The following is a 25,515-nucleotide window of genomic DNA, read 5'->3' on the forward strand; positions in this document are numbered from 1 at the left end:
CGAGCGCTTCAGGTATTGAGGGTGAACTCGGTGAACGAGGTTTCCGGCGGCTCGTCCTTCCTGGCGGCGTCGTCGGCCGGGCTGCTTGCCGGCCCGTTGTTGAGCAGCCAGAGCAGGTTGGTTGCCGAGTCGGCGTTCGCCAGTGCTTCTTCCTGCGTGACGAGGCCGGCCTGCACCAGGGCCAATAGCGCATATTCAAAAGATTGCGAGCCGGGCGAGAGGCTCTTGTCCATCGCTTCCTTGATCCCGCTGAGTTCGCCCTTTTCGATCAGGTCGGCGATGTAGCGCGTGTTCAGCATCACCTCGACCGCCGGCTGGCGCGTGCCGCCAGCGCTCGATTTCACCAGGCGCTGCGAGACGATGGCGCGCGTGGCCGAGGCCAGGTCCTGCAGCAGGGCGGGGCGGTTCTCGACCGGATAAAAGCCGATGATGCGGTTCAGGGCGTTGTAGCTGTTGTTCGCGTGCAGGGTGGCGACGACCAGGTGGCCGGACTGGGCATAGGCCAGGGCCGCGCCCATGGTCGCCTGGTCGCGGATTTCGCCGATCAGGATGACGTCCGGCGCCTGGCGCAGGCTGTTGCGCAGGGCCAGTTCGAAGTCGAGGGCGTCGCTGCCGATCTCGCGCTGGTTGACGATCGATTTCTTGTTCTTGAAAAGGTATTCGATCGGGTCTTCCAGCGTCAGGATGTGGCCGGTGCGCTGTTCGTTGCGGTAGTCGAGCATCGAGGCGATCGTGGTCGACTTGCCTGATCCCGTGGCGCCGACGATCAGCAGCAGGCCGCGCTTTTCCATGATCAGTTCGGCCAGCACCGGCGGCAGGCCGAGTTCGCCCAGCGGCGGGATCGTGGCCGGCACGAAGCGGAACACGGCCGAGACGCTGCCGCGCTGGCGGAAGGCGGACAAGCGGAAACGGCCCAGGTTGGGCACCGAGATGCCCATGTTCAGTTCGTTCGTGCGGTTCAGTTCTTCCCGCTGCTCGGGCGTCGTTATTTCCGACAGCAGCGAATCGATGTTGTCGGGGTCGAGCTTGTGCTGGTTGATCGGGATGAGGTTCCCGTTGATCTTGATGTGGACGGGAGAATTCACCGCGAAGAACATGTCCGACGCGTTTTTTTCTTTCATGAGCTGGAACAGGCGGTCCATGGCCATGTGGTGTTCTCCCGGGTGGTGCTCTTGATGGTAGGCAGGTCATGCGGCGGTAACGCGTGGGCTCTCGAGCCCACGCGTCAACGCACGGCTGATCAGCCGTGAAGCTTACACCCCGCGCAGCAGCTCGTTGATGCCCGTCTTCGCGCGCGTCTTCGCATCCACGCGCTTGACGATCACGGCGCAGTACAGGCTGTACTTGCCGTCCGGGGAGGGCAGCGAACCGGACACCACGACCGAGCCGCTCGGAATGCGGCCATACGTGACTTCACCGGTCTCGCGGTTGTAGATCTTGGTCGACTGGCCGATGTACACGCCCATCGAGATCACCGAGTTCTCTTCGACGATCACGCCTTCGACGATCTCCGAACGGGCGCCGATGAAGCAGTTGTCTTCGATGATGGTCGGATTCGCCTGCATCGGTTCGAGCACGCCGCCGATGCCGACGCCGCCCGACAGGTGGACGTTCTTGCCGATCTGGGCGCAGGAACCGACCGTGGCCCAGGTGTCGACCATCGTGCCTTCATCGACATAGGCGCCGATGTTGACATACGAAGGCATCAGCACCACGTTCTTGCCGATGAAGGAACCACGGCGCGCGACGGCCGGCGGCACCACGCGGAAGCCGCCCTTGGCGAAGTCTTCGGCGGTGTAGTCGGCGAACTTGGTCGGGACCTTGTCGTAGAACTGCATGCCGCCGCCTTCGACGGGCACGTTGTTCTCCAAGCGGAAGGAGAGCAGCACGGCCTTCTTGACCCACTGGTTGACGATCCACTCGCCGCCTTCCTTCTGGGCCACGCGCAGGGTGCCGGCATCCAGGCCCGCGAGGACCTGGGCGACGGCGTCGCGCACGTCGGACGGCGCGGTGGATGGGCTGAAGTCCGCGCGCTGTTCCCACGCGGTGTCGATGATGTTCTGGAGTTGTTGGGTCATGATTTGTCGATCTCGGTTTCAGGAAACGGTGCGGAGGGCCTGGCAGAACTGGACGATGCGCTGGGCTGCTTCCAGCCCTTCGTCGACGCCGGCTACCAGTGCCATGCGGATGCGGTTGCGGCCCGGATTGGTCCCGTGCGCGTCGCGCGCCAGGTAAGAGCCGGGTAGAACCGTCACATTATATTCGGCGTACAGCCGGCGTGCGAACTCGGTGTCCGACAGGCCGGTACGGCGCACGTCGGCCCACAGGTAAAAGCCGGCGTCGGGCAGTTCCACATCCATCACCTCGCGCAACAGCGGGGTGATGAGGTGGAATTTTTCTTTGTAGAGCGTGCGGTTGTCCTGGACGTGGGCTTCGTCGCCCCAGGCCGCGATCGAGGCCGCCTGCACCACCGGCGACATCGCGCCGCCGCAGTAGGTGCGGTAGAGCAGGAATTTCTTCAGCACGGCCGGATCGCCGGCGACGAAACCGGAGCGCATGCCCGGCACGTTCGAGCGCTTCGACAGGCTCGAGAACACGACCAGGTTGGCATACGGGCGCTTGCCGCTACTCCTGCCCAGCTGGTGCGCCGCTTCGAGCGCCCCCAGCGGCGGCGTGGCGCCGGTATAGATCTCGGAATAGCATTCGTCGGCCGCGATCACGAAGCCGTGGCGGTCGGCCAGTTCGAACAGTTCGCGCCAGTCGTCCAGCGTGAGCACGGCGCCGGTCGGGTTCCCCGGCGAGCAGACGTAGAGCAGCTGCACGCGCGCCCACACATCGTCGGGCACGGCGCTGTAGTCGGGCGCGAAATTGCGCGCCGGGTCGGAGTTGACGAAATACGGTGTAGCGCCGGCGAGATAGGCCGCGCCTTCGTAGATCTGGTAGAACGGGTTCGGGCACAGCACCAGCGGATCCGGGCGGCTGGCGTCGATCGTCGAGTGGGCGATCGCGAACAGGGCCTCGCGCGAACCGTTAACCGGCAGGATCATCGTCGCCGGATCGAGGCCTGGGACCCCGTAGCGGCGCTCGAGCCAGCCTGCGATCGCCGCGCGCAGCGGCTCGCCGCCGACCGTGCTGGGATAGTTCGACAGGCCGGCCACCGCATGCGTCAGGGCTTTCTCGATGAAGGGCGGCGTCGGGTGCTTCGGTTCGCCGATGCCGAGGCTGATCGGCGCCAGCGCGCTGTTGGGCGTCACGCCGGCGAAGAGTTCGCGCAGCTTTTCGAAGGGGTAGGGGTGGAGTTTGTCGAGATGTGGATTCACGGCGGTTGGCTGTCAGCGCGATGCGAAAGAATCCATTATAAGCCGATAAATACGGGCGCCGTGCGAGCCGCCCCTGCCAGGCCTGGAGGAGCCCGGCGGCGGCAGGCTATCATGGCGGATTTGTCACAGCCGCACGGCGACCGAACCAGCGCATGAAGACCGAACCCACCATCCTCGCCATCGACAACGGCACGCAAAGCGTGCGCGCGCTGCTGTTCGACCTGCACGGGAACATCGTCGCCAAATTCCAGGTGCCGCTGCAGGCCTATTTTTCCCTGCAGCCCGGCTGGGCCGAACACGAGCCGGAAGACTACTGGCAGGCCGTCTGCCGCGCCTGCCAGGGCCTGTGGACCCAGCCCGGCGTGGTGCGCGAGGCGGTGCAGGCGGTGGCCGTCACCACCCAGCGCGGCACCGTCGTCAACCTGGATGCCGCCGGCAAGCCGCTGCGCCCGGCGATCACCTGGCTCGACCAGCGCAGGACAAGAACCGTGCCGCCGATCGGCCCCTTCTGGCGCGCCGCCTTCAAGTTGGCGCGGGTCGACAAGACCATCGATTTCTTCCGCGGCGAGGCCGAGATCAACTGGATCCGCGCCCACCAGCCGGAGGTCTGGGAGGCGACCGATAAATTCCTGCTGCTCTCCGGTTACCTGAACTGGCGCCTGTGCGGGCGCTTCGTCGATTCCAGCGGCTCGCAGGTCGCCTATCTGCCCTTCGACTACAAGCGCCACCGCTGGGCGTCGAAGCGCGACTGGAAATGGCAGGCGCTGGCCGTCGAAGCGCGCATGCTGCCCGAACTGCAGCCGCCCGGGACGCAACTGGGCGTGATCGAAGGCGACGCGGCGGAAAGCACCGGCATCCCGGCCGGCACTCCCTTGTTCGCCGCGGCCGCCGACAAGGCCTGCGAAGTGCTGGGCGCGGGCTGCGTGGAGCCCCATGTCGGCTGCCTCAGTTACGGCACCACGGCCACCATCAACACCACCAGCCGCCGCTATGTCGAGGTGACGCCTTTCGTTCCGCCGTACCCGTCGGCGCTTCCCGGCGCCTACAGCACCGAGGTCCAGGTGTTTCGCGGCTACTGGATGGTCAACTGGTTCAAGGAGCAGTTCGGCCACCATGAGCAGTTGCGCGCCCTGGCCGGCGACCTGGCGCCGGAACAGTTATTCGACCAGCTGGCCGAATCGGTGCCGCCAGGCTCGATGGGCCTGATGCTGCAGCCTTACTGGACGCCCGGCATCCGGGTGCCGGGCCGGGAAGCGAAGGGCGCGATCGTCGGTTTCGGCGATGTCCACACGCGCGCCCACGTCTACCGCGCGATCCTCGAAGGCCTGGCCTACGCGCTCAGGGAAGGCAAGGAGCGCATCGAACAACGCAGCGGCGTGCGCATCACGGAACTCAGAGTGTCGGGCGGCGGCTCTCAGAGCGACGCGGCGATGCAGCTCACCGCCGACATCTTCGGCCTGCCGACGGCGCGCCCGCACGTGTACGAGACCTCGGGCCTCGGCGCGGCGATCGACGCCGCCGTGGGGCTGGGGCTGTATCCGGATTTCGGCGCTGCGGTGAAAGCGATGACGCGTGTGGGCCGCGTGTTCGAACCGGTCGAACGCAACCGCGCGATCTACGACCGGCTCTATAAACAGGTGTACCGCGAGATGTACCGCCAGTTGCAGCCGCTCTACCGTGAGATCGCGGCTATTACCGGCTACCCCGAACACTGTTAGGCGTCGATGACGGCCGCGATCGTGCCGAAGGTCACGCCCGTCTTCACGGCGCGCACCGCATTGCGGCCGGCTTCCTTGACCGCATACATGGCGCGGTCGGCGTGGACGAAGAATTCCTTGATGTCGTCGAGCTGGGTCGGCACGATGGTCGCCACGCCCAGGCTGGCGGTGACCCAGGGCGAGGTCGCCGAGCGCGGATTCGGGATGTGCAGCGCCTCGATGTGGCTGCGGATGGTTTCGGCCAGGGCGCAGGCGGCCTCGAAGCCGGTCTCGCCGAACAGCAGCACGAATTCCTCGCCGCCATAGCGCGCCGCGAGATCGGTGGCGCGCAGCGCATGCGACTGCAGCGCCATCGCCACCTGCTGCAGGCAGGCGTCGCCGGCGGCGTGGCCGAGGCTGTCGTTGTAACCCTTGAAGTGGTCGACGTCGAGCACGATCAGCGACAGCGGCTGGCTCGAGCGCAGCGCGCGCTGCCATTCCTTGTCGAGGAAGCTGTCGAAGTGGCGGCGGTTCGCGATCTTGGTCAGCGGGTCGACCATGGCCGCGCGCTGCAGCGCGTTTTCCGACTGCTTGTGGTGGGTGATGTCGTGCAGCAGGGCGACGAAGAGGGGCTGGTCGGCCCCCATCGGCGTCAACGTGAAATCCATCGCGCGCAGGATGCCGTCGCGCTGGCGGATCAGCACTTCGCGTGCGCCGCGCGCGTTCGGGCTCGACGGGTCGCGCACGCTCTGGCTGAACAGGTCGAGGTATTCCTGGGCCACCGAGGGCGCCAGCAGGTCGTCGAGCGCGGAGCCGGCCAGCTCGCCCGCCGCATAGCCGAGATAGCGGTCGCAGGCGGGATTCGTGTACTGGATGCGCCCCGAGGGCTCGATCACCATCAGGCCTTCGTCCATGCTGTCGACGATCAGGCGCAGGCGCTCGGCCTGCTGTTGCTGCGACATGCTGGTACGGCGGAACTGCAGCTGGGCGCGCACGCGCACGCAGACCTCGGCCAGGCGCAGGGGCTTGGGGATGTAGTCGGAGGCGCCGATGTCGAAGGCGGCGACGATGTCCTCGGTCCCGGTCCGCGCGCTCATGAAGATGACGGGGATGTTGCAGGTCGACGGGTGCGCCTTGAGGCGGCGGCAGACTTCCATGCCGTCCATGCCGGGCAGGACGATGTCGAGCAGGATCAGGTCCGGCTGGGCGCGCTGGGCAATCGCGAGCGCCCGCTCGCCGCTGTTCGCCACAAAGGTCTGGTAGCCCTGCTGCAGCATCATCGAACGCATCAGCCCAAGCTGGGCGGGCGCGTCGTCGACGATCAGGACGGCGGCCTGGCGCGTCGTTGCGGCGGGGACGGGGGCTGGAGTGAACATTGCGGTGGGCGCGGTGACAGTTTGATTTCGTTCAAAATCATACCCCGATGTGAATACTAAAGGTAATCTTTGTTGCTCAAAGGCTAGTTTTTATTGTTGAAATTGAATGCTTGTGTGGTGAAAAAACCGGCGTAACCAAGAGTGTGTCTCCAGGGTACGCCGGTTTTATTCCGCGTGCATGAAAGGCGATGCCGACGCCGCTTACAGCATGGCCGCGATCAGCTTGCCGAGGATCGCAATGCCTTCGCGGATGCGTTCCGGCGGCACCGTGACGAAGGACAGGCGCAGGGTGTTGGTCTCGCCTTCGTTGGCATAGAAGGGCGCGCCCGGCACGAAGGCTACGCGCGCGGCGATGGCCGTGTCGAGCAGCTTCATGGCATCGATCTGCTGCGGCAGCGTCACCCAGATGAACATGCCGCCTTCGGGCCTGGTCCAGGTCACGCCGGCCGGGAAGTGCTCGGCCATCGCGTCCAGCATCGCACGGCACTGGTTGCCGTAGAGCGTGCGGATGGTCGGGATGTGCTCGTCCAGGAAGCCATCCTTCACCACCTCGTGCACCACCATTTGCGTCAGCTGGGCGGTGTGCAGGTCGGCCGCCTGCTTCGCCAGCTCGAGGCGGCGCACCAGGGGCAGCGGGGCGCAGACGTAGCCGAGGCGGATGCCTGGCGTGAGCACTTTCGAGAAGGAACCCATGTAGATCACGCCGTCCGGGTTCATCGCCACCATCTTCGGCATCGGTTCGCCCGAGTACGACAGCGCGCCGTAGGGATCGTCCTCGATCAGCGGCAGCTTGATGCGGGCGCAGGTCTCGACCAGCTCCTGGCGGCGCGCCAGGGACAGCGAACGGCCGGTCGGGTTCTGGAAGTTCGGCAGCGAATACAGCAGGCGGGCCCCTTTCGCGACGCCCTCGATCGAGGACGGCACCAGGCCGTCGTCGTCGGTGGCGACCGAAGCGAACTCCGGACGGTAGACCGAGAAGGCCTGTAGCGCGCCCAGGTAGCTCGGGGTTTCGACCAGCACGCGGCTGCCTTCGTCGATCAATACCTTACCGATCAAGTCGAGCGCCTGCTGCGAGCCCGACACCATCAGGATCTGCTCGGGCAGGATCTTCGTCCCTGCGGTCGACAGCGAGTGCGCGATCCATTCGCGCAGCGGCGCGTAGCCGTCGGTCGGACCGTATTGCAGCGCCACCTTGCCGGTCTCGGAGAGGACCTTGTCGTAGGCAGCCTTCATGCGCTCGACCGGGAAGGTGGCGGGAGAAGGCAGGCCGCCGGCGAAGGAGATGATCTCCGGACGCTGGGTGATCTTCAGGATCTCGCGGATGAAGGAACTTTGCAGCCCTTGCGCGCGCTCGGAAAACTGCCACTGGATGGGATTGGGATTCTCGATTTTCATGCTGGTCTCATAAAGAATGAACCGCTGGCCTGGATCGGCCACGATGGGCGCGCTGGGTAAGCTTGCCCGCGAAGGGCCTGGCGGGTAGCCCGGCCCCGTGAATCAAGCCTGGTTTTTACGCCACTTCGACGATCATTTCGATCTCGACGCAGGCGCCGCGCGGGATCTGGGCCACGCCGAAGGCCGAACGGGCGTGCTTGCCGGCGTCGCCGAAGACTTCGCCGAACAGTTCCGAGGCGCCGTTGGTGACCAGGTGCTGCTCGGTGAAGTCCGGGGTCGAGTTCACCAGGCTCATCAGCTTGACGATGCGTTTCACACGCGTCAGGTCACCGCCGCAGGCATCCTGCAGGGTGCCCATCAGGTCGATGGCGATGGCACGCGCGGCGGCCTGGCCGTCGGCGGTCGTCTTGTCCTTGCCCAGCTGGCCGACGTTGACCGAACCGTCCGCGTTCTTCGCGATGTGGCCCGAAATGAAGACCAGGTTGCCGGTCTGTACGTACATGACGTAGGCGGCGGCCGGCGCAGCGGCCTGCTGCAGGGTGATGTTCAGTTCCTTCAGTTTGTCGTAGACGGACATGGGGTTCTCTGTAGCGGTGGATGAAGCCGGTATTGTACGGCCAGAGAGCCGCGAAGGACACAGAATTGGGAGGCGCCGGGCCGCCGCCCGCACGCAAGCGGACGACGGCGTTCCGGCATCAGGCCGGTTCGTGGCGCAGGGCCGGCAGTGCGCGTGCGCGCATGGCGCCGCCCGCAGCAAGGCCTGTTTGCTGCGCGGCCGATTCGATCACGAAAACGCCGACCGTATCTGCCAGCGTGCTTGCCTGGTCCTGCATGGCGCTGGCGGCGGCTGCCGCTTCCTCGACCAGTGCGGCGTTTTGCTGGGTCACCGTGTCCATCTGCGAGATGGCATCGTTGACCTGGCTGATGCCGAGGCGCTGCTCGTCGCTGGCGGCACTGATTTCGCCGATGATGTCGCTCACGCGGCGCACGCTGACGACGATCTGTTCCATCGTCGCCCCTGCCTGCCCGACGAGCTTGCTGCCGGCGTCGGCCTTGTCGACCGAGTGGTCAATCAGGACCTTGATTTCCTTGGCGGCGCTGGCGGCCCGCTGGGCCAGGTTGCGCACTTCGCCGGCGACGACGGCGAAACCGCGGCCCTGCTCGCCGGCGCGCGCCGCTTCGACAGCGGCATTGAGCGCGAGGATATTCGTCTGGAAGGCAATGCCGTCGATGACGCCCGTGATGTCGACGATCTTGCGTGCCGACTCATTGATGGCGCTCATCGTCTCGACGACCTGTGCGACCACGGCCCCGCCTTCGCTGGCGACGGCCGATGCCGCGTTGGCCATCTGGCTGGCCTGGCGTGCATTGTCGGCATTCTGCTTCACCGTCGACGTCAATTCTTCCAGCGAGGACGCGGTTTCCTCGAGCGAGCTGGCCTGTTGCTCGGTGCGCGAGGACAGGTCCTGGTTGCCGGCCGCGATCTCGGCCGATGCGGTGGCGATCGTATCGGTGCCGACCCGCACGCGCGACACAATGCCCAGCAGCGAGGCGTTCATGTCGCCCAGCGCGGTCATCAGCTTGCCGACTTCGTCGCGGCTGCGCACGTCGACGCGGCCGGTCAGGTCTCCTCCGGCCACGCGCTCGGCGAAGGCAACGGCATCGCGCAGCGGCGGTGCGATGCTGCGCGCGAGCACTGCGGCGATCGCGAGTGCCAGCAGGGTGGCAACGAGACCACCGCCGATCAGCACGCCGACGGTGCGGCCATGCAGGGAGCCCGCGGTTTGCGCGCGCTCACGCAGCAGGGCCGCTTCTTCGCCCACGATATCCGCGATCAGGCCGCGCATCGCATCCATCATCTGCTTGCCGCGGCCTTCCTGCTCGAGCGCGACCACGTTGTCGAGCGTGGCCACGCCGGTGGCGACCGCGCGGCGCTGCGCCACTGCGGGCTCGATGGCAACGCTCATCCATTGTTTCTGGGCCTGCTCGAGTTGTGCCAGGCGCTTCTGCTGTGCCGCGTTATCGGCAGTCAGCTCGCGCGTCTTGCCCAGGTGGCTGGAAAAAGCCGCGACGCCGGCGGTCATCGGCTCGAGCGAGCTGTCCTTGCCGGTCAGCGAAAAGCCACGCTGGCCGGTTTCGATGTTGATCAGGCTCTCGAGCGTGGCATTGGCTTCGGCCATGACCTCATAGGTATGGATGTTCATGCCGTTGGCAGCTTCGAGCGAGGTGAAATTGAGGTAAGCAGTCGTCACCAGCGCGATGAGAATGGCGACGATCAGGGCGAAACCGGCGTACAGCCGCGGTCCAATATCGAGGTCGGAAAATTTCATGATTAACCAGTAAAAATTGACGAACCGAGCAGTTGTGTCGGCCTTGGGATGAGTCAGGTGCTGAGAAGTGCTGAAAATGCGGACGTATATTGCCACATGGAAATGTGCGTTACCAGCAGATCAGGCGTTCAAGCAGATATCTCAGACAAGAACGCAACATCGCCGACCGCTCACCGCGCCTTCCGGGTCATTCTTGCGGACGCAGTGGCACCGGAGACCGCCCGATTGTTGTTACTTTAGTATTTCTTGGTGGTATCATTCGCGCTCGCCGCCCTGCGGCTGCCAAAGGACACAGTCAATGAACGTCGTGCTGCTGCTGAAATTATTGCTCGTTCCCTGCCTCATTTATGGCGTGACGCTGGCAGGCCGGCGCTGGGGACAGGCGGTCGCCGGCTGGCTGTCGGCCTTCCCGATTGTCGCCGGCCCCATCCTGTTTACGCTGACGCTCGAACAGGGCGCGGGCTTTGCTGCCAACGCCGCCCAGGGCACCCTGCTGGCGGTGGTGGCGATTCTCGTGTTCAGCCTTGCTTACGCATGGGCGGCGCTGCGCTTTGGCGTCGCCGGATCGATGGCGCTGGCCTTGCTGGCGTACGCCGCCGCGGTCGCCGCGCTGCAGCGGCTGGACTTGCCGCTTGCCGTCGCCTTCGTGCTCGTCTGGGCCGCGTTGCTGCTGGCAAGGCGGCTGTTTCCGCAGGACGCCGCCGGTCCGGCCGGCACCCCGGCCCGCGGCGACCTCCCTTGGCGCATGTTCGCCGCCGCCGCATTGGTACTGGCCGTGACGACGGGCGCGGCCCACCTCGGCGCGCGCCTGTCCGGCTTCTTCGCCATGTTCCCGGTGATGAGCACGGTGCTGGTCGGCTTCGCCCATGCCGGTTCGGGACGCGGCAGCGCCGTGGCCCTGCTGCGCGGCATGGTGGTCGGGTATTTCGGATTTGCCGTGTTCTGTGTCACCCTGGCCATGCAGCTGCGCGAGGGCGCGGTCGGGGCCGCGTTCGCGCTGGCGCTGGGCTGCGCGCTGGTCGTGCATCTGGTCGCACGACGCATGCTGGCGCCGCCCCTCACGGCCGGGCTCGCGAAAACCTCTTGAAAACCGTAACGCTATCCCAATATTGCAGCAATCCGTTCAACCCGTAATTCGTAACATCACGAGGAACAAGATGGCGCACGCCGAAAAAGAAACCCTTGGCTTTCAAGCTGAAGTCAAACAGCTGCTGCAACTGATGATTCACTCCTTGTACTCCAACAAGGAAATCTTCCTGCGCGAACTCATCTCGAACGCCTCCGACGCGGCCGACAAGCTGCGCTTCGAAGCGATCAACAACGACGCCCTGTACGGTAACGACCATGAACTGAAGATCAAGGTCAGCTTCGACAAGGAAGCGAAGACGATCACGATTTCGGACAACGGCATCGGCATGAGCCGTGACGAGGTCATTTCGCACCTGGGCACGATCGCCAAGTCCGGCACCAAGGAATTCTTCTCGCGCCTGTCGGGCGACCAGCAGGCCGACGCGGCCCTGATCGGCCAGTTCGGCGTGGGCTTCTATTCGGGCTTCATCGTCGCCGACCGCATCACCGTCGAGACCCGCCGCGCGGGTGCCGAGGCGGGCGAGGGCGTGCGCTGGGAGTCGACCGGCGAGGGCGACTACAGCGTCGAATCGATCGAGAAGCCGGGCCGCGGCACCGACGTCATCCTGCACCTGCGCGCCGGCGAAGAAGAGCTGCTGTCGAACTGGAAGCTGAAAACGATCATCCGCAAGTATTCGGACCACATCTCGCTGCCGATCCTGATGCAGAAGGAAGAGTGGGACGAAGAGAAGAAGGAAACCGTTCTCAAGGACGAATTCGAGACCGTCAACCAGGCCAGCGCCCTGTGGGCCCGCAACCGTTCCGAGATCACGAAGGAACAGTACGACGAGTTCTACAAGCACGTCTCGCACGACTTCCAGGAGCCGCTCGCCTACACGCATAACCGCGTGGAAGGCCGCAGCGAATACACCCAGTTGCTGTACGTGCCGAGCCACGCGCCTTTCGACCTGTGGGACCGCAACAAGCGCGGCGGCATCAAGCTGTACGTGAAACGCGTCTTCATCATGGACGACGCCGAGCAGCTGATGCCGACCTACCTGCGCTTCATCAAGGGCGTGATCGACTCGGCCGACCTGCCGCTCAACGTCTCGCGCGAGATCCTGCAGGAGTCGCGCGACGTCAAGGTGATTCGCGAAGGCTCGACCAAGCGCGTGCTGGGCATGCTGGAAGAACTGGCGAACGCGGACGAGCAGGAAACGAAGGACAAATACGTCATCTTCTGGAAGGAATTCGGCCAGGTGCTGAAAGAGGGCATCGGCGAAGACGCGACCAACAAGGACCGCATCGCCAAGCTGCTGCGCTTCGCTTCGACCCAGAACGAGTCGGACGAGCAGACCGTGTCGTTTGCCGACTACGTCGCGCGCATGAAGGAAGGCCAGGACAAGATTTACTACGTCACGGCCGATAACTTCAACGCCGCGAAGAACAGCCCGCACCTCGAGATCTTCCGCAAGAAGGGCGTCGAAGTCCTGCTGCTGACCGACCGCGTCGACGAGTGGATGCTGTCCTTCCTGACCGAATTCGAAGGCAAGGAACTGACCTCGGTGGCCAAGGGTGGGCTGGACCTCGGCAAGCTGGAAGACGAAGCCGAGAAGAAGGAGCACGAAGAGACCGAGACCCAGTACAAGGACCTGGTCGAGAAGATGAAGGGTGCGCTGCTTGAAAAAGCCAAGGATGTGCGCGTCACGCACCGCCTGACCGATTCGCCGGCCTGCCTGGTGGCGGACGAGCACGAGCTGTCGGCGAACCTGGTGCGCATGCTGAAGGCCGCCGGCCAGAACGCGCCGGAGTCGAAGCCCATCCTCGAGATCAACCCGAACCACCCGCTGGTGACGCGCCTGAAGTACGAAGACGCGAGCAGCCCGCGCTTTGCCGACTGGTCGCATATCCTGTTCGACCAGGCGATGCTGGCCGAGGGCGGCAGCCTGAGCGACCCGGCGGCGTTCGTGAAACGTCTCAACGAGATGCTGCTGGCAACTGCGAAGTAAGCGTAGTCTGTATTGTAAAAACCGGGTCTGAGGACCCGGTTTTTTTGTAGGGTGGGCACTTGTGCCCACGCGGTCGTACCGCTGCGTTCCGGGACATCTCTGATCGGCCGCCGTACCGCGTGGGCTCGAGAGCCAACCCTACGGTCTGCGAAGTAAGCGTAGTCTTTATTGTAAAAACCGGGTCTGAGGACCCGGTTTTTTTGTAGGGTGGGCACTTGTGCCCACGCGGTCGCACGGCTGCGTTCCGCGATATCTCCGATCGAGCGCCGTACCGCGTGGGCATGCCCGGTGAACCCGTCATTAAGGCCAATGGCCTTAATGGCCCCTACGGTCAGACGATTCGGCGGGCGCTTGCCAGGCGCACGAACATTCCCTCGAACCACCCCTTGCGGTGCTCGCTTACCTGCCCGATCACCCAGGTCGCGCCCGCGATCAGCGCCACCAGCAGCGCGACATCGCCCGCATCCGCCGCGCGATGCGGATACACGCTCACCCACACCCGCAGCACCAGCGCATGCACGAGGTACAAGGTAAAAGTATAGGAAGCCAGCCAGCGCACCGGCCGCTCGACGCGCAACAAGGCGCCGAAATCCGCACTCTTCGCGCACAGGAAGTTCACCACGACCAGCACGCAGACGAGGTAGTCGGCCAGGCAGCGGTCGGCGCTTTTCAGCGGCAGGCCAGGGAAAGGCCAGTTGGCCTGCGCGACTGCACGCAAGGCCGCATCCAGGTCGGCCACTTTGAACGCCGCCAGCAAGGCCAGCGTCGCGCACCAGCCGGCGAGCGCCAGCGGGCGCGCGATCGTGTGCGTCTTTTGCCAGTGGTAGGTCAACACGCCGGCCAGCCACACCGGCAGCAGCAGCCAGAGTTTCGGCCCGACGAGCAGCAGCAGCGAGCCGAGAACGACCAGCCGGCGCGTGCCGCGCAGGTAGAAGGCCGCGCCGAACAGGACGTAGTACCAGACCTCGTAGCCGAGCGACCAGTAGGGCGCGAGCAGCGGCGGCGTTTCGGAAATGGTCCAGAGTTCGCCCATGAACAGCAGGTGCAGCGGCAGGTAGAGCCAGGGTTTGCGCAGCTGGTAGTAGTCCGTGAGCGTCGCATGGCCGGACAGGACAAGCACGGCGGCCACCGCAAAGCCGAGCAGCAGAAGGGGCAGGGCCACCGAATAGATGCGGGTGCAGCGGGCCACGCAGTATTCGCGCAGGCTCGCGTTCTTGTGTTCGGTCGTGTAGGCGATCACGAAGCCGGACAGCACGAAGAAGACCACCACCGATTCGCGTCCGAGGTTCGGCCACCAGCGGGCGGAGCCGGGCGCGACCACGCCATACGGTACGACATGGCTGACGACGACCAGCACCGCCGCCAGGAAGCGGCAGCAGTCGAGGTAGAGCGAGAACGAACGAGGAAGCGGACGGGGAAGCGGGGCGGTCGGGGTTGTCATGGTCATGCCTGGCGGTGCAGCGGCCATGATACCCTGATCGGCTAGGTGCGCAGCTGGTCGAGGAATTCGAGCAGCAGGCGCTCGCCCTCGGGCCAGTCGCCATAGCCGGCGTCGGCGTTCACATGACCGGCCGGGCCGATCTCGACATAGCGGCTGCCCCAGGCTTCGGCAAAGGCCAGGGCCCGTTCGCGCGTGACGAATTCGTCGTTCGTGCTGGCGATCACCAGGCTGGGAAACGGCAGGCGGGCGAGGGGCACCGGCGCGAAGCCGTTCGGGTCGATCGGATACGAAGCGGCGTCGACGTCGCTTGGCGCCACCAGGAAGGCGCCGGCCGCGCGCAAGGGCGAGCCGGAGGCAGCCCAGTGCACGGCGAGCATGCAGCCAAGGCTGTGCGCCACCAGCACCGGCGCGCCCGTGCTGCTGGCGACCGCGGCGTCGAGCTCGGCGACCCACTCGTCCCGCTGGGGATTGTTCCAGTCGCGGTGGGCGACCCGGCGCCATTCGGGATGGCGCGCTTCCCAGTGCGACTGCCAGTGCTGCGGGCCCGAATTCCACAGGCCGGAAAGAATCAGTACGTCGCCACCCATGCTGTCTCCTTGTTAATTCAATCCATTCTACATGGCTCGAATGATGCGTCGCTTACAGTGCCGTGCGCAGCGCGAACAGTTCCGGGAACAGCACCACGTCGAGCATCTTGCGCAGGTAGCTGACGCCCGCCGTGCCGCCGGTGCCGGTCTTGAAGCCGATGATGCGCTCGACCGTCGTCACGTGGCGGAAGCGCCAGAAACGGAAGGCGGTCTCGAGGTCGACCAGCTTTTCGGCCAGTTCGTACAAGGCCCAGTGTTTGTCCGGCTGCTGGTACACGGCCAGCCAGGCCGCCTGCACCGAGTCGTCGTGCGCGGTCGGCTCGCTTGGGGAGCGGGCCAGGCGTTCGGGCGCGATCGTGAAACCGCTGCGCGCCAGCAGCGCCACCGCTTCGTCGTAGATCGAGGGCGTACGCAGGGCGGCGTCGAGGGTAGCGTGGGCCGGCGGATTCTTTTCGTGCACCGCCAGCAGGGCTGCGTTCTTGTTCCCGAGGATGAATTCGAGCTCGCGGTACTGGTGCGACTGGAAGCCCGAGGAGGCGCCGAGATAGGGGCGGATCGCCGTGTATTCGGACGGCGTCATGGTGGCCAGCACGTCCCAGGCGTGGACCAGCTGGTCCATGATGCGGGCCACGCGCGCCAGCATTTTAAAAGCCGGATCGAGTTCGCCCGCGCGCAGGTGGCTGCGCACGGCGTGCAGTTCGTGCAGCATCAGCTTGACCCAGAGTTCGCTGGTCTGGTGCTGGATGATGAACAGCATCTCGTTGTGGTTCGGCGACAGCGGGTGCTGGGCCGACAGGATCTGGTTCAAACCCAGGTAGTCGCCATAGCTCATCGACTCCTTGAAATCCATCTTCGCGCCATGCCATTCGGCCGGCTGTTTCTGTTTGTCGTCCATGTCGCCCTCAAGTGACTGCGCCGCGTTCGGCGGCCACGTCGTAGTCCTCGCGATCGAGGATATCCTTCAGGATCGCCACCGCATCCCACACGTCCACATACCTTGTGTAGAGCGGGGTGAAGCCGAAGCGCATGATCTCGGGCTCGCGGTAATCGCCGATCACGCCGCGCGCGATCAGGGCCGCCATCACCGCATAGCCGTGCGGATGCGTGAAACTCACCTGGCTGCCGCGCCGGGCATGGTCGCGCGGCGTGACCAGGCCCAGCGGGTGGTCGGCGCAGGTAGTTTCGACCAGCTCGATGAAGAGGTCGGTGAGGGCCAGCGACTTGGCGCGGATCGCTTCCATGCTCGTCTCTTCGAACACTTCGAGCCCGCATTCGACCAGGGCCAGCGAGACCACCGGCTGGGTGCCGCACAGGGCGCGCCCGATGCCGTCGGCCGGCGCGAAGCCGTGCGCCATGGCGAAGGGTTGGGCGTGGCTCCACCAGCCGGTGAGCGGATGGGAGAATGTCGCCTGGTGGCGCTGCGGCACCCAGATGAAGGCCGGCGAGCCGGGGCCGCCGTTCAGGTATTTATAGGTGCAGCCGACGGCGAAGTCGGCTTCGGCGGCGTTCAGGTCGACCGGCACCGCGCCGGCCGAATGGGCCAGGTCCCAGACGATCAGGGCGCCGTTCTGGTGCGCGTGACGGGTCAGCATCGCCATGTCGTGCTGGTAGCCGGTCCGGTAGTTCACGTGGGTCAGCATGACGATGGCGCAGTCGGCGTCGATCGCGGCCGGCAGTTCGTCCACGCTGTCGACCAGGCGCACGCGGTAGCCGCGCTCCAGCCATTCGGTCAATCCCTCGGCCATATAGATATCGGTCGGGAAGTTGCTGCGCTCGGTGACGATGACGCGGCGCGCGGGCTTCGCCTGTGCCTGCATGTGCACAGCGGCGGCCAGCGCCTTGAACAGGTTCAGCGAGGTGGTGTCGGTGACGGCGACTTCGCCCGGCGCCGCGCCGATCAGCGGGCCGAGGCGTTCGCCCAGGCGCTTCGGCATGTCGAACCAGCCGGCCGTGTTCCAGCTCGTGATCAGGTCGCGGCCCCATTCGCGCGCCACTACCTGCTGCGCGCGCTCGAGGGCGGCGCGGGGACGGGCGCCGAGCGAATTGCCGTCCAGGTAGATGAGGTCGGGCGGCAGGTCGAAGCGTTCGCGCAGCGGCGCGAGTGGATCCTGGGCATCGCGCGCGAGGCAGTCGGCGCGGGTGATCGAGAGTTCGCTCATATATGGATGGGTAGCGGTTGGGGCAGGATGACTATACAGGTGGCGTTGGGGCGGGAGTGTAACAAGAAAAAGGCGGCCGGCGGCAGGCTATCGATGACGCTTTGTTATCTTTTCACGCTCTACCAGGCAGCGTCGCGCATTTTTTGAACTTTTTTCAAATTATTTTGCTCGCAACCCTAAAGTTCGGGAAAACGCCGCCGTAAAGAAGTCAGAGGCAGCAGAACGGTGACGGAAATATTCAAAATATTTTGAAAACCACCCTAAAGTTCCTCGGGAACCTGCCGTTAAAGGTGCATCAAGCCGGTAGCAGGGTCGAAAAAAAGTTCGAATCGACCCTAAAGTTCTGAATTTGGTTGACGTAAACCAACACATGATCAGTTCGGTGCGCTGAACGGCAAGTTGATTCAGAGCATCTCGCAGTACACATCAGTCTCCTGTTTTCATAGGAGCGCCTCCCCCATCAGCCCGGGTTTGTCAGACAAACCCCTACAGGCATACCCGCGTTTAACGGACGCAAAATACAGTGTCCGTCCGATTTCCCGAAAGTTTCTCTACGGTCAGAATCTATCTCACTGGCAACACACATTAGCGCCAGGTTCAACGGGATGGAGAAGAAAAATGACTGCAAACGACATGATGGCTGAAATCCGGGACGCGAATCTGAGCTACCTGATGCTGGCCCAGCAAATGATCCGCGCCGATAAAGTCACCGCCATTTTCCGTCTCGGCATCTCGGCCGACATCGCGGACCTGATCGAAGGCATGAGCAATGCCCAGATCCTGAAGCTCGCCGGCGGCAACATGATGCTGGCCCGTTTCCGCTTCGACGACACCGCCATCCTGTCGATGCTGACCAGCCACAGCAAGGACCGCGCCCTGGCGCAGTCGCACGCCGCCATCCTGATGGCCGGCCAGCCAGCGGAAGAGATTGCTTAAGCGTTCGGCAGTCTAATTATTTCTGCTGAGACACATTGTAAAATCCCGCTGAGCTCAAGCTGATAGTGTAGGATAGCCGGGACACAAGCCGGAGCCGTGGGATGAGTAAAAAAAGCGTCGTATCTGAAGCGCAGGAAATACAGCTTGCCATCGAGCTGATCAATCTGGGCGCCCGCCTGCAACTGCTCGAAAGCGAAGTCTCGCTTTCCCGCGAGCGTCTCATCAAGCTGTACAAGGAACTGAAGGGCATGTCGCCTCCCAAGGGCATGCTGCCGTTCTCGACCGACTGGTTCCTCACCTGGCAACCGAACATCCACTCCTCGCTGTTCATCAATATCCATAATTTCCTGGTCGAACACGCCGGTGCCTCCGGCGTCCAGGCGGTGATGAAGGCGTATCAACTCTACCTCGAACAGATGCCCGCCGAGCCGGGCGAAGAGCCGCTGCTCTCGCTGACGCGCGCCTGGACCCTGGTCCGTTTCTTCCAGAGCAATATGCTGGCGCTGGCTCCCTGCGGCAAATGCAAGGGCAAGTTCGTCGTCAATACCTTCGACCTGAACCGCGATTACCTGTGCGGCTTGTGCCACATGCCTTCTCGCGCCGGCAAGACCCGCAAGGCGAAAGATGCCGCCGCGCTCGACGCCGCCGAGGCTGCGTCCCGCCAGGATGCCGCAGGCGACGCTTAAGCCTGTGCCGTGATGTTCAAGCTCCTGCGCGCGCCGGCCGTGCGCGCGCTGCTCTGCCAGCTTGCCGCTTTCCCCCTGACCCTGCTGGCCGTCTACCTGCTGGCGCGTGCCGGCACCCGTCCGTCCTATTTTGTCGCTGCGATCCTGCAGGGCGTCTTTGCCGCCGTGCTGACCTGGCGCTGGCGCCTGGCGTCCTGGTGGATCGCAATCTGCCTGCTGTTTCCGCTTGCCCTCTACGCAGCCGACGGACTCGAGCTGCCGCCCTGGCTGTTCCTGGCCGTGTTCCTGTTCATGCTGGTCCTGTACTGGTCGACCTTCCGCACCCAGGTGCCGTATTACCCGTCGGGCAAGACGGCCTGGCAGGCGGTGGCCGACCAGCTGCCGCAGGGGAGGAGGGTGTCCGTGATCGACATCGGCAGCGGCCTCGGCGGCCTGGTCATGGACCTGGCGCGGCGCCGGCCGGACATCGAGGCCACCGGCATCGAACTGGCGCCCTTGCCCTGGCTCGCGAGCTGGCTGCGCGCGCGCCTGACCAATAGTCGCGCCCGCTTCATCCGCGGCGACTACGAGTCGCTCGATTTTTCCGATTACGACGCCGTGTTCGCCTACCTGTCGCCGGCGGCCATGACGGCGCTGTGGCGCAAGGCAGGGCGCGAGATGCGTCCGGGCAGCATGCTGATGAGTTATGAATTCGCCATCCAGGACGCGCCACCGACCATATCGCTCTATCTACAAGATACTGGTCGAACTCTCTACATTTGGCACTTTTAGGCCACAAATCGGGCCTTTTTACTTGCCCATAGGCCATTCTCAAGCTATTGTTCCAGCTGCAGTAGTTCCGTACGTAAATATTTTTTCTGAGATACTTTGTCTCGGATTCCGGGGTCTGCAGACCCGCCTTCTGGAGCGCCTTCTTGTTAGTCATTATTGGTTACGTCATTGTCTGTGCGTCGGTGTTCGGCGGCTTCGTCATGGCCGGCGGCCACGCGGCCGTGCTGTTCCAGCCGATCGAGCTGATCATGATCGGCGGCGCGGCCGTCGGCGCATTCTTTGTCGGTAACAACAGCAAGTCGATCAAGGCGACCATGAAGGCGCTGCCGACCGTGTTCAAGGGGTCGCAGTACACGCGCGAAATGTACATGGAGCTGATGTCGCTGCTGTTCGACGTCCTCTCGAAAGTGCGCAAGGAGGGCCTGATGTCGATCGAGGGCGATATCGAAGCCCCGGAAGCAAGCCCCCTGTTCTCGAAATACCCGCTGGTGCTGGCCGACCACCACATCGTCGAATTCATGGCCGACTACCTGCGCCTGATGGTCTCCGGTAACATGGACGCCTTCCAGATCGAGAACCTGATGGACAACGAGATCGAGACCCACCACCACGAAGGCGCGGTTCCGGCCCACGTGGTCGCCAAGCTGGGCGACGGCCTGCCGGCCTTCGGTATCGTCGCCGCCGTCATGGGCGTGGTGCACACGATGGAATCGGTGGGCATTCCGCCGGCCGAACTGGGTATCCTGATCGCGAAAGCGCTGGTCGGCACCTTCCTCGGCATTCTGCTGGCCTACGGTTTCGTCGGTCCGCTGGCCAGCCTGCTGGAACAGAAGCTCGACGAATCGAGCAAGATGTTCCAGTGCGTGAAGGTGACCCTGCTCGCCAGCCTGAACGGCTACGCGCCGGCCCTGGCCGTCGAATTCGGCCGCAAGGTGCTGTACTCGACCGAGCGCCCGACCTTCGCCGAGCTCGAAGAGCACATCAAGAAGTCGAAGAGCAAGTAACAACTTGCTGATCTCTCTCCACCCGACCACCCCACGGAAACGCCATGGCTGACGAAGGAATGCGCCCGATCATCGTCAAGCGGATCAAGAAGACCGCCGGCGGGCACCATGGCGGCGCCTGGAAGATCGCCTATGCCGACTTCGTGACGGCGATGATGGCTTTCTTCCTGCTGATGTGGCTGCTGGGCTCGACCTCGAAGGGCGACCTCGAAGGCATCTCCGAATTCTTCAAGAACCCGCTGAAGGTGGCGATGTCGGGCGGCTCCGGTTCCGGCGACAGCTCGTCCGTCATCAAGGGCGGCGGCGCCGACCTCACGCGCCGCAACGGCCAGGTGAAGAAGGGCGACATGGAGACCAACAAGAAAACCTACGACCTGAACGACGCCAGGGCCGCGCTCGAGAAGGCCGAGGGCGAGCGCCTGAAAACGCTGAAGATGAAGATCGAGGCTGTCATCGAGGCCAACCCGATCCTGAAAAAATACCAGAACCAGCTGCTGCTCGACATCACCAGCGAAGGCCTGCGCATCCAGATCGTGGACGAGCAGAACCGCCCGATGTTCGCGCTGGCGAAAGCCACGCTGCAGCCCTACACGAGCGAGATCCTGCACGTGCTGGGCATGGTGCTGAACGACGTGCCGAACCGGATCGGCCTGTCGGGCCACACGGACTCGACCCCGTACTTCAGCGATGCCGGCTACAGCAACTGGGAGCTGTCGGCGGACCGCGCCAACGCCTCGCGCCGCGCCCTGGTGGTGGGCGGACTGGCCGACGACAAGATCCTGCGTGTGGTGGGCCTGGCGGCAGCCGCGCCGCTCGACCGCGCCGATCCGTTCAACCCGATCAACCGCCGCATCAGCATCATCGTGATGAACAAGCGCACCGAAGACGCCGTCATGCGCGACGCCGCCACGCTCGACGTGCCGTCAGAGAACGGCAAGGCGGCGGCCCAGGCCGTCGTGGAAGCGACCGCGCAGGGAAGTAAAACAAGCGTCAGGAGTACACAATGACAAGAAAAAAGATTTTGGGTTCGCACGTCAAGCGCCTGTTGTCGGGCGTCTCGGCGCACGGCCGGCGTCACCTGAGCGAAGTCGAGACCGACCTGCTGCAGACCGAATTGCTGCTCGAGGAAGCAGTCGACAAGCTCACCAGCAGCTTCATGGCGATCCACAGCGCCGTCGGCTCGCGCCAGGAAGCGATCGACCGCCTGCTCGCGGGCGGCACCCCCACGCCGGAAGACAGCGCCAGGCTGGCGGCGATGTCGGGCGAAATCGGCACCCACGTGAACACGGCGATCACCAGCATGCAGTTCCAGGACATGACGAGCCAGTTGATCGAGCGTACCCTGAAGCGGGTGACCGGCTTGCGCGAATTCCTCGGCACCCTGGACGAACACGGCGCCGGTATTCGCGCCGACACGGGCAGCGACGAAATCGTCGAGCGCCTGGGCAAGGTCAGCATGGCGCTGGCGATCCAGTCGCTCGAGCTGCGCAGCGTGCTGCGCAAATCGGTCGAACAACAGCATCTCGAAAGCGGCGACATCGAACTGTTCTGACAGTCGCGTCCAACCCACATCCCAGAAATCCAAGAAAAGAGCAGGAGCACAACATGGCTAAAACAATTCTCGCGGTCGACGATTCGAGCTCGCTGCGCCAGATGGTGGCGTTCAGCCTGAAGGCCGCCGGTTACCAGGTGGTGGAAGCGGTCGACGGCCAGGATGGCCTGGACAAGGCGAAAAACCAGGTCGTCGACCTGGTGCTGACCGACCAGAACATGCCGCGCATGGACGGCCTGGCGCTGATCAAGCACCTGCGCAGCCTGCCCGAGTACCAGAAGGTGCCGATCCTGATGCTGACCACCGAATCCTCGGACGAAATGAAATCGAAGGGCCGCGCGGCCGGCGCCAACGGCTGGCTGGTCAAGCCCTTCGATCCGCAACGCCTGATCGAAGTCGTCAAGAAAGTGATCGGCTGAGGCGATGAGGCTGCGCCGTAACCCGGGTTCCTGCAGGATTTCACCATGACGATCGACATCAGCCAGTTTTACCAGGTCTTTTTCGACGAAGCCGAAGAGCTGCTCGCCGAAATGGAACGGCTGCTGCTGGGCGTCGACGTGGCCGCCCCCGACGCCGAGGACCTGAACGCGATCTTCCGGACCGCGCACTCCGTCAAGGGCGGCGCCTCGACCTTCGGCATCACCGACATGAGCGAGGTGACGCACGTGCTGGAGTCGCTGCTCGACCGCATCCGCAAGGGCGAGATGGCCTTGACGAGCCAGCACGTGGACGCCTTCCTGGCCGCCAAGGACACGCTCAAGAACCAGCTCGACGGCCACCGCAACGGCGCCTACGTCGACCAGGACAATGTCGCCAACGTGCGCATGGTGCTGCACGACCTGTCCGAAGGCCTGGTGCCGGCGGCGTCCGCACTCGCTTCGTCCCTGGCGCCATCCTTCCTGCTGTCCGAACCGAAAGCGCAGACCGGAGAGGGCGCGCACCGCTACAAGATCGAGCTGCCGAGCGTCGAACAGCGCGACGTGAACGCCCTGGTCGACGAACTGGGACTGATGGGCCGCGTGTCCGTCACGCCGCTCGACGGCGGGCGCAGCGCGCTTGTCATCACCACCCACGAGAGCCTGGACGACATCGTCGCCATCTGCTCCTTCGTGCTCGATCCTGAAGACCTGAAGATTTTCGAAGCGCCGCCACTGACGCCCGAGCAGCGCGCGATCGAGGCGGCGGAACGCGCCCGCATCGAGGAGGAGCAGGGCTACGGCTTCTTCGACCCGGCAGACGATGCGCCGGACGCGCAGGCCGAACTCTCCGACGACGAGCGCGGCTACGGCTTCTTCCAGCCGATCGAACAGATCCGCGCGCTGGCCGGCGTCGATGCCGCACCCGCGAAATCCGCACAGGTGCAGGACCTCGTCGACGCCATCGAAAAGAAGGCCGCGAAAAAGGACGAGAAGGGCGCCGAGTCGTCCTCGATCCGGGTCTCGGTCGAGAAGGTCGACCAGTTGATCAACCTGATCGGCGAACTGGTCATCACGCAGGCGATGATCGAGCAGCGTTCGAGCAAGCTCGATCCGATGCTGCACGAGCGCCTGCTGTCCTCGGTCTCCCAGCTGACGCGCAACACCCGCGAGCTGCAGGAAGCCGTGATGTCGATCCGCATGATGCCGATGGACTTCGTGTTCTCGCGCTTCCCGCGCATGGTGCGCGACCTGGCGAGTAAACTCGGCAAGAAGGTCGACTTCATCACCCATGGCGCCGCGACCGAACTGGACAAGGGCCTGATCGAGCGCATCGTCGACCCGCTGACCCACCTGGTACGCAACTCGATCGACCACGGCATCGAAATGCCGGCCGCGCGCGCAGCAGCGGGTAAATCGGAAGCAGGGCGCTTGTTCCTGTCGGCCGGCCATCAGGGCGGCAACATCGTGATCGAAGTCGCCGACGATGGCGGCGGCCTGAACCGTGAGCGGATCCTGGCCAAGGCGGCGCAGAATGGTCTCGCCGTGTCCGACAACATGAGCGATTCCGAGGTCTGGCAGCTGATCTTCGCACCGGGCTTCAGTACGGCCGATGTCGTCACCGACGTCTCGGGCCGCGGCGTCGGCATGGATGTTGTCAAACGTAATATCACTTCGATGGGGGGCTCGGTCGATATCCGCTCCGCCCGTGGTTTCGGCACCACGATTTCCATCTCTTTACCGCTCACACTCGCCATTTTGGACGGGATGACTATACGTTGCGGTGAGGAAATCTATATCCTTCCATTAGGTTACGTCGTCGAGTCCTTGCAGCCGCGCCGCGAAGACGTGCGCGAGATCGCCGGCCGCGGCCGGGTGCTGAAGGTACGCGGGGAATACCTGCCCTTGATCGCACTGCATGGCGTGTTCGGCATCGCTTCGAAGGTGCAGGACCCGAGCGAGGGCATCGTCGTGATCCTGGAGTCCGAGGGCAAGCGCGCGGCGCTCCTGATCGACGACCTGGTCGGCCAGCAGCACGTGGTCGTCAAGAACCTGGAAGCGAACTACCGCAAGGTGGCCGGCATTTCTGGGGCCACGATCCTCGGCGACGGCGGCGTGTCGCTGATCCTCGACGTGGCGGCGCTGGTGCGCTCGTCGCGCCAGCTGGCCGACGAGGCGCTGGCCTCATAGTTGCAAAATGCATTGAATCAATAAGCTGAAACCACTAAGGAAAAACCATGTCCATCACCCAAATCACTGCCCAGGGCAACGACGGCGCCGGCAACGAATACCTGGCGTTCACGCTGGGCTCGGAGGAATACGGGATCGACATCCTGAAGGTGCAGGAAATCCGCGGCTACGAAGCCGTGACCCGCATCGCCAACGCACCGGAATTCATCAAGGGCGTGATCAACCTGCGCGGCATCATCATCCCCGTCGTCGACATGCGCATCAAGTTCAATCTCGGCACCCCGACCTATGACCAGTTCACGGTCGTGATCATCCTGAACATCGCCGGCCGCGTGATGGGCATGGTGGTCGACAGCGTCTCGGACGTGACCACGCTCACCCCGGACCAGGTCAAGCCGGCCCCGGACATGGGCAGCGCCTTCAGCACCGATTACCTGATCGGCCTGGGCACGGTCGACGAGCGCATGCTGATCCTGGTCGACATCGACCGCCTGATGTCATCAAGCGAAATGGGCTTGATCGACCAGAAACTGGCTGCGTAAGACGCCCGGCACCGAGCAGAACAACCGCCGGCTCCG

General features: G+C 64.3%; 23 protein-coding genes. 12 read left to right on the top strand and 11 right to left on the bottom strand.

Features of this window, described 5'->3' with window-relative positions; translation table 11 throughout:
* Window positions 1-8: 8 nt before the first annotated feature.
* The 3 genes from ACI48I_RS06435 to dapC form a co-directional block, all read right to left on the bottom strand.
* Window positions 9-1,148 (bottom strand): PilT/PilU family type 4a pilus ATPase, encoded by a 1,140-nt coding sequence (locus ACI48I_RS06435; protein ID WP_498573667.1) that lies wholly within the window; start codon window positions 1,146-1,148, stop codon window positions 9-11.
* A 105-nt stretch (window positions 1,149-1,253) separates the two neighbouring features.
* Window positions 1,254-2,078 carry a 2,3,4,5-tetrahydropyridine-2,6-dicarboxylate N-succinyltransferase gene (gene dapD / locus ACI48I_RS06440; protein ID WP_193685111.1) on the bottom strand — a complete coding sequence of 275 codons (825 nt, stop codon included), beginning with the start codon at window positions 2,076-2,078 and terminating at the stop codon, window positions 1,254-1,256.
* 18 nt (window positions 2,079-2,096) lie between these two features.
* Window positions 2,097-3,320 (bottom strand): succinyldiaminopimelate transaminase, encoded by a 1,224-nt coding sequence (gene dapC / locus ACI48I_RS06445; protein ID WP_193685112.1) that lies wholly within the window; start codon window positions 3,318-3,320, stop codon window positions 2,097-2,099.
* A gap of 152 nt (window positions 3,321-3,472) precedes the next feature.
* On the opposite strand from dapC, the gene ACI48I_RS06450 reads away from it, so the two are divergent.
* Entirely contained in the window at window positions 3,473-5,038 is a 1,566-nt protein-coding gene (locus tag ACI48I_RS06450) for an FGGY-family carbohydrate kinase (protein ID WP_498573668.1), read from the top strand.
* Here ACI48I_RS06450 and ACI48I_RS06455 read toward each other — a convergent pair.
* The 4 genes from ACI48I_RS06455 to ACI48I_RS06470 form a co-directional block, all read right to left on the bottom strand.
* Window positions 5,035-6,393 carry a diguanylate cyclase gene (locus tag ACI48I_RS06455; protein ID WP_193685114.1) on the bottom strand — a complete coding sequence of 453 codons (1,359 nt, stop codon included), beginning with the start codon at window positions 6,391-6,393 and terminating at the stop codon, window positions 5,035-5,037. The genes ACI48I_RS06450 and ACI48I_RS06455 overlap by 4 nt on opposite strands.
* Window positions 6,394-6,594: 201 nt before the next feature.
* Window positions 6,595-7,788: an aminotransferase-like domain-containing protein gene (locus ACI48I_RS06460; RefSeq protein ID WP_498573669.1), complete on the bottom strand. Its 1,194-nt coding sequence runs from the start codon at window positions 7,786-7,788 to the stop codon at window positions 6,595-6,597.
* A gap of 115 nt (window positions 7,789-7,903) precedes the next feature.
* A complete protein-coding gene (locus ACI48I_RS06465) occupies window positions 7,904-8,365 on the bottom strand; it encodes a RidA family protein (RefSeq protein ID WP_136218632.1) in 462 nt (153 codons plus the stop codon).
* Between the two features lie 118 nt (window positions 8,366-8,483).
* Window positions 8,484-10,118, bottom strand: a complete 1,635-nt coding sequence (locus ACI48I_RS06470) for a methyl-accepting chemotaxis protein (RefSeq protein ID WP_498573670.1) — start codon at window positions 10,116-10,118, stop codon at window positions 8,484-8,486.
* Between the two features lie 298 nt (window positions 10,119-10,416).
* Here ACI48I_RS06470 and ACI48I_RS06475 point away from each other — a divergent pair, with 298 nt between their 5' ends.
* On the top strand, window positions 10,417-11,205 hold the full coding sequence (locus ACI48I_RS06475) for a hypothetical protein (RefSeq protein WP_193685117.1): 789 nt from the start codon (window positions 10,417-10,419) through the stop codon (window positions 11,203-11,205).
* 70 nt (window positions 11,206-11,275) lie between these two features.
* Entirely contained in the window at window positions 11,276-13,195 is a 1,920-nt protein-coding gene (gene htpG, locus ACI48I_RS06480; protein WP_498573671.1) for a molecular chaperone HtpG, read from the top strand.
* Window positions 13,196-13,526: 331 nt separating this feature from the next.
* Here the strand turns inward: htpG and ACI48I_RS06485 are convergent, their stop codons facing one another.
* From ACI48I_RS06485 to kynU, 4 genes are read right to left on the bottom strand one after another with little or no spacing between them, the layout of a single operon-like run.
* Window positions 13,527-14,636, bottom strand: coding sequence for an acyltransferase family protein (locus tag ACI48I_RS06485; protein WP_498573672.1), 1,110 nt, complete (start codon window positions 14,634-14,636; stop codon window positions 13,527-13,529).
* A gap of 41 nt (window positions 14,637-14,677) precedes the next feature.
* Window positions 14,678-15,223, bottom strand: a complete 546-nt coding sequence (locus tag ACI48I_RS06490) for an RBBP9/YdeN family alpha/beta hydrolase (protein WP_498573673.1) — start codon at window positions 15,221-15,223, stop codon at window positions 14,678-14,680.
* A gap of 52 nt (window positions 15,224-15,275) precedes the next feature.
* On the bottom strand, window positions 15,276-16,118 hold the full coding sequence (gene kynA, locus ACI48I_RS06495) for a tryptophan 2,3-dioxygenase (protein ID WP_498573674.1): 843 nt from the start codon (window positions 16,116-16,118) through the stop codon (window positions 15,276-15,278).
* A gap of 7 nt (window positions 16,119-16,125) precedes the next feature.
* Window positions 16,126-17,382, bottom strand: coding sequence for a kynureninase (kynU, locus tag ACI48I_RS06500; protein ID WP_498573675.1), 1,257 nt, complete (start codon window positions 17,380-17,382; stop codon window positions 16,126-16,128).
* 618 nt (window positions 17,383-18,000) lie between these two features.
* Between kynU and flhD the strand changes: the two genes are divergently transcribed.
* The 9 genes from flhD (at window position 18,001) to ACI48I_RS06545 (ending at window position 25,479) form a co-directional block, all read left to right on the top strand.
* Window positions 18,001-18,318 carry a flagellar transcriptional regulator FlhD gene (flhD, locus tag ACI48I_RS06505; RefSeq protein ID WP_047826184.1) on the top strand — a complete coding sequence of 106 codons (318 nt, stop codon included), beginning with the start codon at window positions 18,001-18,003 and terminating at the stop codon, window positions 18,316-18,318.
* Window positions 18,319-18,419: 101 nt separating this feature from the next.
* On the top strand, window positions 18,420-19,004 hold the full coding sequence (gene flhC / locus ACI48I_RS06510) for a flagellar transcriptional regulator FlhC (protein WP_193685123.1): 585 nt from the start codon (window positions 18,420-18,422) through the stop codon (window positions 19,002-19,004).
* Between the two features lie 12 nt (window positions 19,005-19,016).
* The gene (locus tag ACI48I_RS06515) at window positions 19,017-19,775 is read left to right on the top strand and encodes a class I SAM-dependent methyltransferase (RefSeq protein ID WP_498573970.1); all 759 of its coding nucleotides are present in this window, start codon (window positions 19,017-19,019) and stop codon (window positions 19,773-19,775) included.
* Between the two features lie 143 nt (window positions 19,776-19,918).
* Window positions 19,919-20,779: a flagellar motor stator protein MotA gene (gene motA, locus ACI48I_RS06520; RefSeq protein WP_498573676.1), complete on the top strand. Its 861-nt coding sequence runs from the start codon at window positions 19,919-19,921 to the stop codon at window positions 20,777-20,779.
* Window positions 20,780-20,823: 44 nt separating this feature from the next.
* The gene (gene motB / locus ACI48I_RS06525) at window positions 20,824-21,786 is read left to right on the top strand and encodes a flagellar motor protein MotB (RefSeq protein WP_193685125.1); all 963 of its coding nucleotides are present in this window, start codon (window positions 20,824-20,826) and stop codon (window positions 21,784-21,786) included.
* Complete coding sequence (locus tag ACI48I_RS06530) at window positions 21,783-22,331, top strand: chemotaxis protein (protein ID WP_193685126.1); 549 nt, start codon at window positions 21,783-21,785, stop codon at window positions 22,329-22,331. Before motB ends, ACI48I_RS06530 begins: the two co-directional genes overlap by 4 nt.
* Window positions 22,332-22,384: 53 nt before the next feature.
* Window positions 22,385-22,750, top strand: a complete 366-nt coding sequence (locus ACI48I_RS06535; protein WP_193685127.1) for a response regulator — start codon at window positions 22,385-22,387, stop codon at window positions 22,748-22,750.
* A gap of 45 nt (window positions 22,751-22,795) precedes the next feature.
* Entirely contained in the window at window positions 22,796-24,937 is a 2,142-nt protein-coding gene (cheA, locus tag ACI48I_RS06540; protein WP_193685128.1) for a chemotaxis protein CheA, read from the top strand.
* Between the two features lie 47 nt (window positions 24,938-24,984).
* Window positions 24,985-25,479 carry a chemotaxis protein CheW gene (locus ACI48I_RS06545; protein ID WP_193685129.1) on the top strand — a complete coding sequence of 165 codons (495 nt, stop codon included), beginning with the start codon at window positions 24,985-24,987 and terminating at the stop codon, window positions 25,477-25,479.
* Window positions 25,480-25,515: the final 36 nt, after the last annotated feature.

This window comes from Massilia sp. LXY-5 (assembly GCF_059801075.1).